Source organism: Streptomyces rubrogriseus, assembly GCF_027947575.1.
In the GTDB taxonomy this organism is placed as follows: domain Bacteria; phylum Actinomycetota; class Actinomycetes; order Streptomycetales; family Streptomycetaceae; genus Streptomyces; species Streptomyces rubrogriseus.
In genome coordinates, this window is the sequence record NZ_CP116256.1 from 7,077,978 (window position 1) to 7,091,659 (window position 13,682).

At 70.3% G+C, this 13,682-nt stretch carries 12 protein-coding genes and 1 riboswitch; of the genes, 6 read left to right on the plus strand and 6 right to left on the minus strand.

The genetic code is table 11. From position 1 onward, the window contains the following. Positions 1-126: 126 nt before the first annotated feature. Entirely contained in the window at positions 127-1,602 is a 1,476-nt protein-coding gene (locus Sru02f_RS31710; RefSeq protein WP_003973732.1) for a PAS domain-containing sensor histidine kinase, read from the minus strand. A 427-nt stretch (positions 1,603-2,029) separates the two neighbouring features. Next, positions 2,030-2,674: a TetR/AcrR family transcriptional regulator gene (locus Sru02f_RS31715; protein ID WP_109033510.1), complete on the minus strand. Its 645-nt coding sequence runs from the start codon at positions 2,672-2,674 to the stop codon at positions 2,030-2,032. 93 nt (positions 2,675-2,767) lie between these two features. On the opposite strand from Sru02f_RS31715, the gene Sru02f_RS31720 reads away from it, so the two are divergent. Both Sru02f_RS31720 and nagB read left to right on the plus strand, forming a co-directional pair. Beyond that, the gene (locus Sru02f_RS31720; RefSeq protein ID WP_109033357.1) at positions 2,768-3,520 is read left to right on the plus strand and encodes an SDR family oxidoreductase; all 753 of its coding nucleotides are present in this window, start codon (positions 2,768-2,770) and stop codon (positions 3,518-3,520) included. A gap of 134 nt (positions 3,521-3,654) precedes the next feature. Beyond that, on the plus strand, positions 3,655-4,440 hold the full coding sequence (gene nagB, locus Sru02f_RS31725; RefSeq protein WP_109033356.1) for a glucosamine-6-phosphate deaminase: 786 nt from the start codon (positions 3,655-3,657) through the stop codon (positions 4,438-4,440). A 452-nt stretch (positions 4,441-4,892) separates the two neighbouring features. On the opposite strand, the gene Sru02f_RS31730 is transcribed toward nagB, so the two are convergent. The 4 genes from Sru02f_RS31730 to dasA form a co-directional block, all read right to left on the minus strand. After that, the gene (locus tag Sru02f_RS31730) at positions 4,893-6,383 is read right to left on the minus strand and encodes a glycoside hydrolase family 3 protein (protein WP_109033355.1); all 1,491 of its coding nucleotides are present in this window, start codon (positions 6,381-6,383) and stop codon (positions 4,893-4,895) included. Between the two features lie 8 nt (positions 6,384-6,391). Next, positions 6,392-7,222, minus strand: a complete 831-nt coding sequence (locus Sru02f_RS31735) for a carbohydrate ABC transporter permease (RefSeq protein ID WP_109033354.1) — start codon at positions 7,220-7,222, stop codon at positions 6,392-6,394. Further along, positions 7,219-8,205: a carbohydrate ABC transporter permease gene (locus Sru02f_RS31740; protein WP_109033353.1), complete on the minus strand. Its 987-nt coding sequence runs from the start codon at positions 8,203-8,205 to the stop codon at positions 7,219-7,221. Before Sru02f_RS31740 ends, Sru02f_RS31735 begins: the two co-directional genes overlap by 4 nt. Positions 8,206-8,293: 88 nt before the next feature. Continuing rightward, positions 8,294-9,571 (minus strand): N,N'-diacetylchitobiose ABC transporter substrate-binding protein DasA, encoded by a 1,278-nt coding sequence (dasA, locus tag Sru02f_RS31745; RefSeq protein ID WP_109033352.1) that lies wholly within the window; start codon positions 9,569-9,571, stop codon positions 8,294-8,296. 455 nt (positions 9,572-10,026) lie between these two features. On the opposite strand from dasA, the gene Sru02f_RS31750 reads away from it, so the two are divergent. The 4 genes from Sru02f_RS31750 to Sru02f_RS31765 all read left to right on the plus strand — a co-directional run bounded on the left by Sru02f_RS31750 (position 10,027) and on the right by Sru02f_RS31765 (position 13,403). Next, complete coding sequence (locus Sru02f_RS31750) at positions 10,027-10,791, plus strand: GntR family transcriptional regulator (RefSeq protein ID WP_003973740.1); 765 nt, start codon at positions 10,027-10,029, stop codon at positions 10,789-10,791. Positions 10,792-10,926: 135 nt separating this feature from the next. Further along, positions 10,927-11,217: a DUF3311 domain-containing protein gene (locus Sru02f_RS31755; RefSeq protein WP_164270780.1), complete on the plus strand. Its 291-nt coding sequence runs from the start codon at positions 10,927-10,929 to the stop codon at positions 11,215-11,217. After that, the gene (mctP, locus tag Sru02f_RS31760; RefSeq protein ID WP_109033350.1) at positions 11,214-12,824 is read left to right on the plus strand and encodes a monocarboxylate uptake permease MctP; all 1,611 of its coding nucleotides are present in this window, start codon (positions 11,214-11,216) and stop codon (positions 12,822-12,824) included. Before Sru02f_RS31755 ends, mctP begins: the two co-directional genes overlap by 4 nt. 72 nt (positions 12,825-12,896) lie before the next feature. Continuing rightward, positions 12,897-13,403 carry a GNAT family N-acetyltransferase gene (locus tag Sru02f_RS31765; protein ID WP_109033509.1) on the plus strand — a complete coding sequence of 169 codons (507 nt, stop codon included), beginning with the start codon at positions 12,897-12,899 and terminating at the stop codon, positions 13,401-13,403. A gap of 78 nt (positions 13,404-13,481) precedes the next feature. Further along, positions 13,482-13,625, plus strand: a riboswitch (cobalamin riboswitch). Positions 13,626-13,682: the final 57 nt, after the last annotated feature.

The following is a 13,682-nucleotide window of genomic DNA, read 5'->3' on the forward strand; positions in this document are numbered from 1 at the left end:
CATCCCCCGCTCCCGAGCCGCAGCGCGCAGTACCCCCGATGCGCATCGGACGATGTATCGCACGAGCACTGGCCTCGGACCTTCACCGGTCCGGGGCTTTTTGCTGTGCCCACCGCCCGACGGCCGCTACTTCTCGGCGGGCACCGGGATGTCGAGGATCACGCGGCAGCCGCGCTCCGCCGCCTGGACCATGTCGAAGGCGCCGCCCAGCTCGCCCTCGACCAGGGTGCGGACGATCTGCAGGCCGAGGTTGCCGGAGCGGTGCGGGTCGAAGTCCTCGGGCAGGCCGACCCCGTCGTCCTGGACGGTGACCAGCAGCCGGGCCTCCTTGGTGGTGCCGCCGCGGACCGCCGAGACCTCGACCGTGCCGGTGTCGCCGTCCCGGAAGCCGTGCTCCAGGGCGTTCTGCAGCACCTCGGTCAGCACCATGGAGAGCGGGGTGGCGACCTCGGCGTCGAGGATGCCGAAGCGTCCGGTGCGCCGGCCGGTGACCTTGCCCGGCGAGATCTCGGCCACCATCGCCAGTACGCGGTCGGCGATCTCGTCGAACTCCACGCGCTCGTCCAGGTTCTGGGAGAGCGTCTCGTGCACGATCGCGATCGAGCCGACCCGGCGCACGGCCTCTTCCAGCGCCTCGCGGCCCCGGTCGGACTCGATGCGCCGGGCCTGCAGGCGCAGCAGGGCCGCCACCGTCTGGAGGTTGTTCTTCACCCGGTGGTGGATCTCCCGGATGGTGGCGTCCTTGGTGATCAATTCGCGTTCCCGGCGGCGCAGTTCCGTCACGTCGCGCAGGAGGACCAGCGAACCGATGCGGGTGCCCTTGGGTTTGAGCGGGATGGCGCGGAACTGGATCACCCCGTCGTGCGCCTCGATCTCGAACTCGCGCGGCGCCCAGCCGCTGGCCACCTTGGCGAGCGCCTCGTCCACCGGTCCGCGGGAAGGGGCGAGTTCCGCGGTGGTGCGGCCGAGGTGATGCCCCACCAGGTCGGCGGCCAGACCCATGCGGTGGTAGGCGGACAGCGCGTTCGGGGAGGCGTACTGGACGATGCCGTCGCCGTCCACCCGGATCAGGCCGTCGCCGACGCGGGGCGAGGCGTCCATGTCGACCTGCTGGTTCTCGAACGGGAAGGCGCCGGCCGCGATCATCTGGGCGAGGTCGGAGGCGCTCTGCAGGTAGGTGAGCTCCAGCCGGCTCGGCGTACGCACCGTGAGCAGGTTGGTGTTGCGGGCGATGACCCCGAGGACGCGGCCCTGGCGGCGTACGGGGATGGACTCGACGCGGACCGGGACCTCCTCGCGCCACTCGGGGTCGCCCTCGCGCACGATGCGGCCCTCGTCCAGAGCGGCGTCCAGCATGGGGCGCCGGCCGCGCGGGACGAGGTGGCCGACCATGTCGTCCTGGTACGAGGTGGGTCCGGTGTTGGGCCGCATCTGGGCGACGGAGACGTAGCGCGTGCCGTCGCGGGTGGGGACCCAGAGGACCAGGTCGGCGAAGGAGAGGTCGGAGAGGAGCTGCCACTCCGAGACCAGCAGATGGAGCCACTCGAGGTCGGAGTCGTCGAGCGCGGTGTGCTGGCGTACGAGTTCGTTCATGGAGGGCACGGGGCCGAGCGTACCTGGCGGTACGGACAGCGTTCGAAACCAGCCGCTCTCCACGGCGCCCCAGCCTCCGAAGCGGCCGGCGAGCCCCCCGGAAGCACCCGCGGGCCGCGGCGCCTGAGAGGGACCCTCAGCCCTCTCGGCACCGCAGCCCGGAGCAACATCGGCCGTGGGGTGTGCGGTCCCGGTCGGCCGAAGGATGAGGAGCCGGAGCAGTCAGGGCAGAGAGCGCCGGTTCCTCGGTCCGTCCTCCTGTGCGGGGAGGACGGAAGCCTGACGATCACCTTGCGTGAGCGACACGGTCAGTTCCTCAGCAACCATTGTGGACTAGACCACTAACCGTGTCCATGCGGTGGACGTTGTTTGTTGTTGGTACTTGTGCCGACCGCACCGCCGTCCGGGCAGCCGCCAGAAGCCTAACCCCGTTGGCTCAACCTCGGGGCCAGACCGCCAGGGCAATTTCCGCGAGCGCCTCCAGCTCCGCCCGGCTCGCACCGTCGCGCGCCTGCTGGGACATGCCCTGGATCATCGCGCCGGTGTACCGGGCGAGCGCGGCGGCGTCGGTGTCCGGCGGCAGCACTCCCCCGTCCACGTCGGCACCGATCCGGCTCTCGATGGCGGCGATGTTCGCGTTGCGCCGCTCCCGAAGGGACTCCTCCACCTCGGCGGTCGAGCAGTTGGCGGCCGCGTGGATGACGAGGCAGCCGTGCGGCCGGCCCGGGGCCGTGTACTCGGCGGCGGCCTCGCGCAGCATCCTCTCTATGCCCGCACGCGCGGTCGGCTCCTCGGCGAGGGCGCGCTCGCCGAACGAGCCGTACCGCACCCCGTACTCCTGGACGACCTCCTCGAAGAGCGACCGCTTGTCGCCGAAGGCGGCGTAGAGGCTCGGGGCCCCGATGTCCATGACCCGCGTCAGGTCGGAGACGGACGTGGCCTCGTACCCGTGCTCCCAGAAGGCCAGCAGCGCCGCCTCCAGCGCCGTGGCCCGGTCGAAGGAGCGCGGACGGCCGCGGGTCCTGGCCGTGCCGCTCCGAGCAGGCGCTCCGGACCGTTCACTCTTCTCACCGCTCACCATGGAGTGCATTTTATAGCGACCACTAGAAAAAGTCGCCGGGTCGCTGTACGGTCATTTCTGTAGCGACCACTAGTGAAATAAGGGGGCGCCGGGATGGGCGTGCTTGCGGGCAGGACGGCACTCGTCACGGGGGCGAGCAGGGGCATCGGGCGGGGCATCGCGGAGCGGCTGGGCCGCGACGGCGCTCGGGTCGCGGTGCACTACGGGAGGAACGAGGCAGCGGCGAAGGAGACGGTCGCCGCGATCGAGGCCGGGGGCGGCTCGGCGTTCACGATCAGGGCCGACCTGAGCGCTCCGGGTGCCGCCGAGGAGTTGTGGGAGCAGTTCGACAGACACGCCGACGGGCTGGACGTGCTGGTGAACAACGCGGGGATCGGCAGCACCCGCGCCATCGGGGAGATAGGGGAGGCGGAGTACGACGCGGTCTTCACGGTCAACGTGAAGGCACCGTTCTTCATCCTCAAGCACGGCATGGGGCGGCTGCGCGACGGCGGCCGGGTCGTCAACATCTCGTCGGGCCTGGCCCGCACGGCGGTGATGCCGGACAACATGGCGTACGCGATGACGAAGGGCGCGCTGGACGTGTTCTCCCGCGACCTCTCCAAGGTGCTCGGCACCCGGGGCATCACGGTGAACTCGGTGGCGCCCGGCATCATCGACACGGACAACACGGCCGGGATGCTGCACGGGAGCGAGGGCGGCTGGGAGCGGGCCGCGGCGCTCTCCGCGCTGGGCGGGGTGGGGACGACGGCCGAGGTGGCCGACGTGGTCGCGTTCCTCGCCTCGCACGGGGGCCGGTGGGTCACGGGCAGTTGGGTGGACGCCACGGGAGGTTCACTGACCTGACACCACCGCCGGCACAGCACCACTCGCCTGACCGTTTCAGCGCGACCGCGCGGCTCCGCTCTGTTAGATTGGTCTAAACCACATAGCCAGTCCCGGGCCCCGGGTGAGTCCTCTCTTCGAAACGGCAGGCCAGCGTGGAAGTTGTCATCGTTCCCGATGCCAAGGCGGGCGGCGAACTCATAGCCGAAGCCATGGCGCAGCTGCTCCGGCGCAAGCCCGACGCCCTGCTCGGGGTGGCCACCGGCTCGACGCCGCTGCCCGTGTACGAGGCGCTGGCGGCCAAGGTGCGCTCGGGTGCCGTGGACACCGCGCGGGCACGGATCGCCCAGCTCGACGAATACGTGGGGCTGCCCGCGGACCACCCCGAGTCGTACCGCTCGGTGCTGCGGCGCGAGGTGCTCGAACCGCTGGGCATCGACATGGACGCGTTCATGGGCCCCGACGGGACGGCCGCGGACGTGCAGGCCGCGTGCGAGGCCTATGACACGGCGCTGGGCGGGAGCGGCGGGGTCGACCTGCAGCTGCTGGGCATCGGCACGGACGGGCACATCGGCTTCAACGAGCCGTGCTCCTCGCTCGCCTCGCGGACGCGGATCAAGACCCTGACCGAGCAGACCCGGGTCGACAACGCGCGCTTCTTCGACGGCGACATCGAGCAGGTGCCGCACCACGTGATCACCCAGGGCATCGGCACCATCCTGGAGGCGCGGCACGTGGTGCTGCTCGCCACCGGTGAGGGCAAGGCCGACGCGGTCGCCGCGAGCGTCGAGGGTCCGGTCGCGGCCGTGTGCCCGGCCTCCGCGCTGCAACTGCACCCGCACGCCACGGTCGTCGTCGACGAGGCCGCCGCGTCCAAGCTGAAGCTCGCCGACTACTTCCGGCACACCTACGCCCACAAGCCGGACTGGCAGGGCATCTGACCTGTCCCGCCCCCGGTCTGCGGGGCGGACCGACACGCGCGCGGAAGGCGCCGGATCCCGTCACAGGGCCCCGGCGCCTTCGTCGTACCCGCACCACCACCGGCACGGCGCCCACGCCCCAGCCGCACCGTCCCGGGGCCGCGGGCCCGACCGCCGTGCCCGTACTCCCGTCGGCGCCGGGGGGCACCAGCCGCCGTACCCGTACTCCCGTCGGCGCCGGGTCGCGGCACCAGCCGCCGTGTCCGCACTCCCGTCGACGCCGGGGGCACCGACCGCCGTACCCGTACTCCCGTCGGCGCCGGCGCTCGCCCCGCGCCCGCCTGGCGACGGCCCGCCCCGCCCTCCGTCCGGGCCCGCGTGTCCGCCCTTCGCCGGAGCCCCGCGCGGCCACCCACGCTGAAGGCGCCGGCCCCGTCCGGGGACCGGCGCCTTCAGTGGGCGACGGGTGGTCGTCAGACGCCCGCGATGGCCTCCGCCGCCGCTCGGCCGCAGACGCGGGCCGCGCCGTGGGTGGCCAGGTGGAGGGCACCGCGGGGCTCCGCACGCGGGACGCCCATCTCGACGACGACCGTGTCAGGGCGGGCCGCCAGCAGGACGTCGAGGGCCGCCGCCATCCAGGGGTGGCGGTGCTCGTCGCGGACGACGGCGACGATGCGCCGGGAGCCCGCCGCGGCCAGCGCCTCGGACCCCGCGTCGGCGCCGTTGAAGCTGCCGGTCTCCGTGCCCGGGAGCAGACGGCCCAGTTCGGCCGCCACGCCCCACGGGGTCTCGTCGCCGACCGCGATGTTCGCCACCGGGGTGAGCGCGGCGACGTACGGCGCCTCGGTGAGCGGCGCGGGCTCCCCCGCGACGGTGACGCGTAGCGCACGGCGGGCCGCACGCAGGCCGACGTCGCCGTCGGCGGTGTCCGAAGCCCCGTCGGCGGGACGGTTCTCCGCCGCCCACCGGGACAGGGACCGGACGCGTTCGGCCGCGTCGGCCAGGCGCTCCTCGGGCAGTTCGCCCGCGCGGACCGCCTCGACCAACGCGTCGCTCAGCCGCCGTACGGTGCCCTCGTCGTGCAGGCCGCCGCCCACGCAGATCGCGTCGGCACCGGCGGCGATGGCCATGACGGTGCCGCGTTCGATGCCGTAGGTCCCGGCGATGGCCTGCATCTCGATGCCGTCGGTGACGATGAGCCCGTCGTAGCCCAGCTCGCCGCGGAGCAGGTCGGTCAGGATGCGCCGGGACAACGTTGCCGGAAGCTCCGGGTCCAGGGCCGGGACCAGGATGTGGGCGCTCATCACCGCGCGGCTGCCCGCGGCGATGGCGGCCCGGAACGGGACCAGATCGCGTTCGGCCAGCACGTCGGCGCCCACGTCGATGCGCGGCATGGCGTGGTGGGAGTCGATGCCCGTGTCGCCGTGGCCCGGGAAGTGCTTGGCGGAGGTGGCCACGCCCGAGGACTGCATCCCGGTGATGTAGGCGGCGGTGTGCCGGGCGACCAGGTCGGTGTCGGAGCCGAAGGCACGCACCCCGATCACCGGGTTGTCCGGGTTGGAGTTCACGTCGGCGGAGGGCGCCCAGTTGAAGTTGACGCCCGCGGCGGCGAGCCGGCGGCCCAGTTCCGCGGCCACCGCCCGGGTGAGCCCGACGTCGTCCACCGCCCCGAGGGCGTGGTTGCCCGGGAAGGAGGAGCCGGTGCGCACCTCGAGCCGGGTGACGTCGCCGCCCTCCTCGTCGATCGCGACCAGCAGGTCCTCGCGCTCGGCGCGCAGCTGTGCGGTCAGGGCGGCCACCTGCTCGGGCGAGGTGACGTTGCGCCCGAACAGGGCGACGGACGCCAGCCCTTCGCCGATGCGGCGCAGCAGCCAGTCGGGGGCGGTGGTGCCGGCGAAGCCGGGCTGGAGGACGGCGAGCGCGTCGCGCGTGAGGGTGTCGGTGGCCCTGGCGAGGGTCGTCATCGGTGGTGCTATCCCTTCACGGCGCCGGCGGTCAGGCCGCTGACGGCCTTGCGCTGGAGGTAGACGAAGAGGATCAGGATCGGGACGGCGAACAGGGAGGAGGCGGCCATGGTCGCGCCCCAGTTGTCGCCGAAGACGGTCTGGAAGCTGGTCAGCCACAGCGGCAGGGTCTGGGACTCCGCCTCCTTGTTGACGACCAGGACGAGCGGCAGCTCGTTCCAGGCGGTGATGAAGCCGAACATCGAGGTGGACATCAGGCCCGGCGCGAGCAGCGGCAGGATGACGCGGCGGAAGGCCTGGACCCGGGTGCAGCCGTCGACCATCGCCGACTCCTCCAGCTCCTTCGGCACGGCGGCGACGAAGCCGCGCAGCGTCAGGATGGTGAAGGGCAGGATCATCATCATGTAGAAGAGCGTGAGCGGCACCAGGCTGTTCAGCATCGACGCGTCGCGCACGATCATGTAGATCGCGATGACCATGACCTCCCAGGGCGCCATCTGGGCGAGCATGAAGCCGACGATGAAGCCCCGCCGGCCCTTGAACCGCATCCGCGCCAGGGCGAAGGATCCGGCCAGCGCGATGATCAGCGAGAAGACGACCGCGCAGACGGTGACGATGAGCGAGTTGCTCACGTACGTCCAGAAGTGGTCGGCCTCGGTCGCGGTCTTGAAGTGCTCGAAGGTGACGTCGGTCGGGAACCAGACCGGGTTCTCCGAGATGATGTCCCCGGTCGGCTTGAAGGCCGTGGCGAACATCCAGTAGACGGGGAAGACCAGGCCGATGAACAGGACGACGGCTGTGACGTTGGGCCACACGCGGCCGAAGAGCGAGCGCTTCACAGCTCGTCCTCCTCTTGCTTGAGCACGATCCTGAGGTAGTACGCGGTCAGGCCGAGCAGGATCAGGATGGTCAGGACCGCGATCGCCGCACCCATGCCGTAGTGCTGGTTGCCGACGCCCTCGATGTAGGCGTAGACGGGCAGGATCTCGGTGAGACGGTCCGGTCCGCCGCCGTTGAACGTGTAGACCTGGACGAAGGCCTTGAAGATCCAGATGACCTCGAGGAACGTCGTCGCGTAGAGGAACGGGCGCAGGAACGGCAGGGTGACCGAGGTGAAGCTGCGCCACATGCCGGCCCCGTCGAGGGCGGCGGCCTCGTACAGCTCGTCGGGGATGGTGGTGGTCGCGGCGTACAGGTTGATCGCGACGAACGGGACGGACATCCAGACGATCAGCACGGTGACGACGAAGAAGGTCGAGAACTGGCTGCCGGTCCAGCTGAAGTCGGCCATGGAGTGCCAGCCGAGCTTGTCGAGCACCCAGTTGACGACGCCGAAGCGCTGGGCGAAGAGCCACTGGTAGACGGTGGTCGCGGCGACCACGGGCATGGCCCACGCCAGTACCAGGCCGATCATCAGCACGAACCGCATCACCCTGCCGAGGCGGGCGAGCAGCAGGCCGATCAGACCGCCCACCACCATGGTGAGGACGACGTTGACCGCGGTGAAGATGATGGAACGGAGGGTGACGCGCCAGAAGTCCTCGCCGGTGAGGACCTCCTTGTAGTTGTCGAAGCCGGTCCACTCGGTGACGTGCTGGATCAGCTGCGCCATGTTGAGGTTCTGGAAGGACAGCAGGCCGTCCTTCACCAACGGCCAGCCGAGCAGCAGCACGGTGGCCGCGGCGGCGGGCAGCAGCAGCAGATACGGGGCCAGCGCCCCGGCGCGCGACGCGGCTCTCGCTCTGGGCCCGCCGGTTCCCCCACCGTCCGCCTTGCGGACGTCCGACGGGCCTGAGGGCGGCCGTTCGGTCTGCACGGTCATGCTCGCGGTCTCTCTCTTCTCGACCTGTTCACCTCGACGCCGGGGCGGGGGCCGTCGTGTGTCAGCCCCCGCCCCGGCTCACCCGGTGCTACTGCTGCTGCGCCAGGCGCTTGTTGAACTCGCCCTCGACCTGCTTGGCGGCCTCGGCCGGGGACTTACCCTTCATGACGGCCGTCAGGTACGTCTTGATCGGGTTCGGGTCGTTCTCGACGGCGGCCCACTCCGGGATCAGCGGCGTGGTGTCACCGGTACCTGCGGCCGGCGCGGCGGCCTCGGCGGCGGCGTTGCCCTTCAGGTTGCTCTGCAGCGCCTCCTTGTTCGGGATGACGCCGTTGGCCTTGGCCAGCCCGCCCTCGAACTTGTCGGAGAGCGCGATCTTCAGGAACTCCTTGGCCAGCTCCTGCTTCTTGCTGCCCGCGGCGACGGCCAGGTTGGAGCCGCCGAGGAAGACGCCCTCGGGCTTGTCCGCCGTGGGACCGGGGATGGTGAAGTAGCCGAGGTCCTTCTCGATCGCCGGGTTGGTGGCGATCGCGGTGGCGCCCTCCCAGCCCATGCCGATGAACGAGCCGGTCTTGCCCTTGGAGAAGATCTCACCCTGCTGCGGGGTGGCCTCGTCCTTGTCCTTGGGCGCCTTGGACAGGGCCTGGAACTTCTTGTAGGTCTCGGTGGCGGCGGCGACCTTCGGGTCGGCCAGGTTGGAGACGTACTTGTCGCCGTCCTTCTTGACCAGCTCGCCGCCCTCGCCGATGACCAGGCCCACGAAGTGGTACCAGTTCTGGCCGGGCAGGTAGATCGGCTCGGCGTCGGTCTTCTCGCCGATCGTCTTGAGGTCGTTGTAGAACTCGTCGCGGGTCTTGGGCAGTTCCTTGATGCCCGCGTCCGCCCAGATCTTCTTGTTGTAGACGACGACGCGGTTGACCACGAACCACGGGGCCGCGTACTGCTTGCCGTCGAACACGGCGGACTTGTTGAGGGACTCGGACCAGTCGGTGCCGATCTCGCCCTTGAGGTCGCTCAGGTCCGCGAGGCCGCCGGTCTTGGCGTAGGCCGGGGTCTGGGTGTTGCCGATCTCGAAGACGTCGGGCGGGTTCTCCTCGGAGAGGGCGGTGGTCAGCTTCTGCTGGATGCCGTTCCACTTCTGGATCTCGAACTTGACCTTGGCCTTGGTCTTCGCCTCGAACTCCTTGGCGAGGTCCGCCTGCCAGTCGTCCGGGGAGGAGCCGTCCATCACCCAGACGGTGAGCGTCTCGCCGGCGTAGCCGTCGGCGCCGGCCTTCTTGCCGTCGTCGTCGCTGTCGCCCCCGCACGCGGCGATCGAGACCATCATGCCCGCGATACCGATCGCGGCTATAAGCTTGCGCTTCACGCCAACCCTCCTCAGGGATGCCACACAACCCCCCTGCCTCCCCGCGGTTGCTCGTCGACGCGGACCGCCCATGGGGCCGGGACCTGGACCAATGGTGTAGACCAGTACGGGGAGCTTGGCCCAGACCAATAGGACTGTCAAGGGTGTTCAAACCCAGTCGTCGCCTCCGTGATGGGACCGAGATATGCAGGGACCTTTCATTGCGCAAGCGACAGATCGGGCGGACCGGGACCGGGTGTACCACCTCCCACCGAATGACGTGCCGCGACGGCTCCGAACGCGCGTACCAGCGACGCCTGACCACTCTGTGGACTAGACCAAGGGTGTTCCCGCGGGTATACAGAAGGGATCACGGAGCGTGCGGGGGCCATCCCGGCACGAAGCCGTGCCACGATGTGAGCCGTGGCCGACAGGGATAGCGGTCGCTTCGGCACCCGGAGCCGGGAAGGCAGAGCATGAGCACCGACGTCAGCAGTGCGGAGAACGAGGGTGGGGCGACCGTCCGTACCGCGCGCGTGCCCAAGTACTACCGTCTGAAGAAGCATCTGCTCGACATGACCCGGACCCAGACGCCGGGCACGCCGGTCCCGCCGGAGCGCACCCTGGCCGCCGAGTTCGACACCTCGCGCACGACGGTGCGCCAGGCCCTGCAGGAGCTGGTGGTCGAGGGCCGCCTGGAGCGCATCCAGGGCAAGGGCACCTTCGTCGCCAAGCCCAAGGTGTCGCAGGCGCTGCAACTCACCTCGTACACCGAGGACATGCGGGCCCAGGGCCTGGAACCGACCTCTCAGCTGCTGGACATCGGCTACATCACCGCCGACGACCGGCTCGCCGGGCTGCTGGACATCACGGCCGGCGGCCGGGTGCTGCGCATCGAGCGGCTGCGCATGGCCAACGGCGAGCCGATGGCGATCGAGACCACCCACCTCAGCGCGAAGCGCTTCCCGGCCCTGCGCCGCTCCCTGGTGAAGTACACGTCCCTCTACACCGCGCTCGCCGAGGTGTACGACGTCCATCTCGCCGAGGCCGAGGAGACCATCGAGACCTCCCTGGCCACCCCGCGCGAGGCCGGTCTGCTCGGTACCGACGTGGGCCTGCCCATGCTGATGCTCTCCCGGCACTCCCAGGACCGCACCGGCCAGCCGGTGGAGTGGGTGCGCTCGGTGTACCGGGGCGACCGCTACAAGTTCGTGGCCCGCCTCAAGCGGCCCCAGGACTAGACCAGAGCCCGCTCACCCGGGCCCCAGATTGCGGTTGAGGACCGATATACGGACGAGGTCTTCCGCTGTCTTGACACCGTCACCTACATTTCGTGCGCACTGCACGAGGTGATCAGCGAGGGGACGGAGCCGCGCATGTCAGAAGACACAGAAGTGAGCAGAGAGCCGGTGGTGACGCCGGTGCGCGTCGTCATCGGGCTCTGTCTTGTCGCACCGTTCGTCGCCATGCTGTGGGTCGGTTCGTACACCAAGACGGACCCGACCTTCATCGGCATCCCGTTCTTCTACTGGTACCAGATGGCCTGGGTGCTGATCTCCACCCTGCTGACGGTGACCGCGTACAAGCTGTGGCAGCGCGACCAGCGCGGGCGCGCCGCCCACTCCACGGCCGCCCCCGCCGCCCCGAAGGGCGGTGAGTCGCGATGAACGACGGCGTGAACGGCGTCGCACTCGCCGTCTTCATCTTCTTCTTCGTCCTCGTCACCGCCATGGGCTTCCTGGCCGCCCGCTGGCGCCGGGCCGAGAACGAGCACAGCCTCGACGAGTGGGGCCTCGGCGGCCGCTCGTTCGGCACCTGGGTCACCTGGTTCCTGCTGGGCGGCGACCTGTACACCGCGTACACCTTCGTGGCCGTCCCGGCGGCGATCTACGCGGCGGGCGCGTCCGGCTTCTTCGCGGTGCCGTACACGATCCTGGTCTATCCGCTGATCTTCACCTTCCTGCCCCGCCTGTGGTCGGTCTCGCACAAGCACGGGTACGTGACGACCTCGGACTTCGTGCGCGGCCGGTTCGGCTCCAAGGGCCTGTCGCTGGCGGTGGCCGTCACCGGCATCCTGGCGACCATGCCGTACATCGCGCTCCAGCTGGTCGGCATCCAGGCCGTGCTCGACGTGATGGGCGTCGGCGGCGGCGAGGACACCAACTGGTTCGTCAAGGACCTGCCGCTGCTGATCGCCTTCGGCGTGCTCGCGGCGTACACGTACTCGTCGGGACTGCGCGCGCCCGCGCTGATCGCGTTCGTGAAGGACACGCTGATCTACATCGTCATCGCGGTGGCGATCATCTACATCCCGATCAAGCTGGGCGGCTTCGACGACATCTTCGCGTCGGCGAGCGACAAGTTCACCGAGGCGGGCAAGGGCGGGGTGGTGCCGGACGCGGGGGGCCAGTGGACCTACGCGACCCTGGCGCTCGGCTCGGCCCTGGCGCTCTTCATGTACCCGCACTCGATCACCGCCACGCTGTCCTCGCGCAGCCGTGAGGTGATCCGCCGCAACACCACGATCCTGCCGCTGTACTCGCTGATGCTGGGCCTGCTCGCGCTGCTCGGCTTCATGGCGATCGCGGCCGGGGTCAAGGTGGACAACGGCCAGCTGGCGATCCCGCAGCTGTTCGAGAACATGTTCCCGGACTGGTTCGCGGGCGTGGCGTTCGCGGCGATCGGCATCGGCGCCCTGGTCCCGGCGGCGATCATGTCGATCGCGGCCGCCAACCTCTTCACCCGCAACATCTACAAGGACTTCATCAAGCCGGACGCCACGCCGCAGCAGGAGACCAAGGTCTCCAAGCTGGTGTCGCTCCTGGTGAAGGTGGGCGCGCTGATCTTCGTCCTGGGCATGGACAAGACCGTCGCGATCAACTTCCAGCTGCTGGGCGGCATCTGGATCCTGCAGACCTTCCCGGCCCTGGTCGGCGGCCTGTTCACCCGCTGGTTCCACCGCTGGGCGCTGCTCGGCGGCTGGGCGGTCGGCATGGTCTACGGCACGGTCGCCGCCTACGGTGTCGCCTCGCCGACGCAGAAGCACTTCGGCGGCTCCTCCGACGAGATCCCCGGCATCGGCGAGATCGGCTACATCGGCCTCACCGCCTTCGTGCTGAACGTGCTGGTCACCGTGGTCCTGACCTTCGTCCTGAGGGCGGTCAAGGCGCCCGACGGCGTCGACGAGACCAGGCCGAGCGACTACACGGCGGACGCCGGCGACCCCGGCGTCCAGGTGGAACTGCCCCCGGCCACGGCGGGCAGCTCGCACTGATCCCCGGTTCGAGGCGGGCCGCCGGAGAAATCCGGCGGCCCGTTGTCGTACCCGTCGGGCACACTCGGCGTCATGGACTTCACGATCCGGCGGGCGACAGCCGAGGAGTACGACACCCTCGGCGAGATCACCGCGCAGGCCTACCTGCGCGACGGCCTCCTCGACTTCGGGGAGAGCGACTCCTACCTGGACGAGCTGCGCGACGTGGCCAAGCGGGCGGCGGCCGCCGAGGTGCTGGTCGCCGTGGCCGACGGCCGGGTGCTCGGCGGCGTGACCTTCGTGCCGTCCGGCGGCCCCATGGCGGACATAGCGCGACCCGGCGAGGCCGAGATACGCATGCTCGCCGTCGCCCGCGAGGCGCGCGGCCGCGGGGCGGGCGAGGCGCTCGTGCGGGCCTGTGTCGACCGCGCCCGGACGGTGGCCGGTTGCACGGGCGTCGTGCTGTCGACCCAGACCGCCATGCGCACCGCCCACCGCCTCTACGCGCGCCTGGGCTTCGTCCGCACGCCCGACCGCGACTGGAATCCCCTGCCGGAGCTGGACGACATCATGCTGCTCACCTACGAACTGACGCTCTGACACGGCCGCGGCACCCCGTCACTACACCCCGCCGGGACACAACATCTGGGGGTGCTCGCGTCCCCCGGCACAAGATGTATGCTCGTGCTCGCTGTCGCCGCAGGGGAATCCGGTGTGAATCCGGAACTGTCCCGCAACGGTGTACTTGCGTGCATCCGTACGTCTTCGCACGTGCGCGCACGCCTGTCCAGTCCGAGGACCTGCCGACAGTGCGCCCGGCCGCCCTGGCCCGGGTGCCATGACGTCCGGGCCTCGTGGAGTGGGCCGGTGGACGCGACG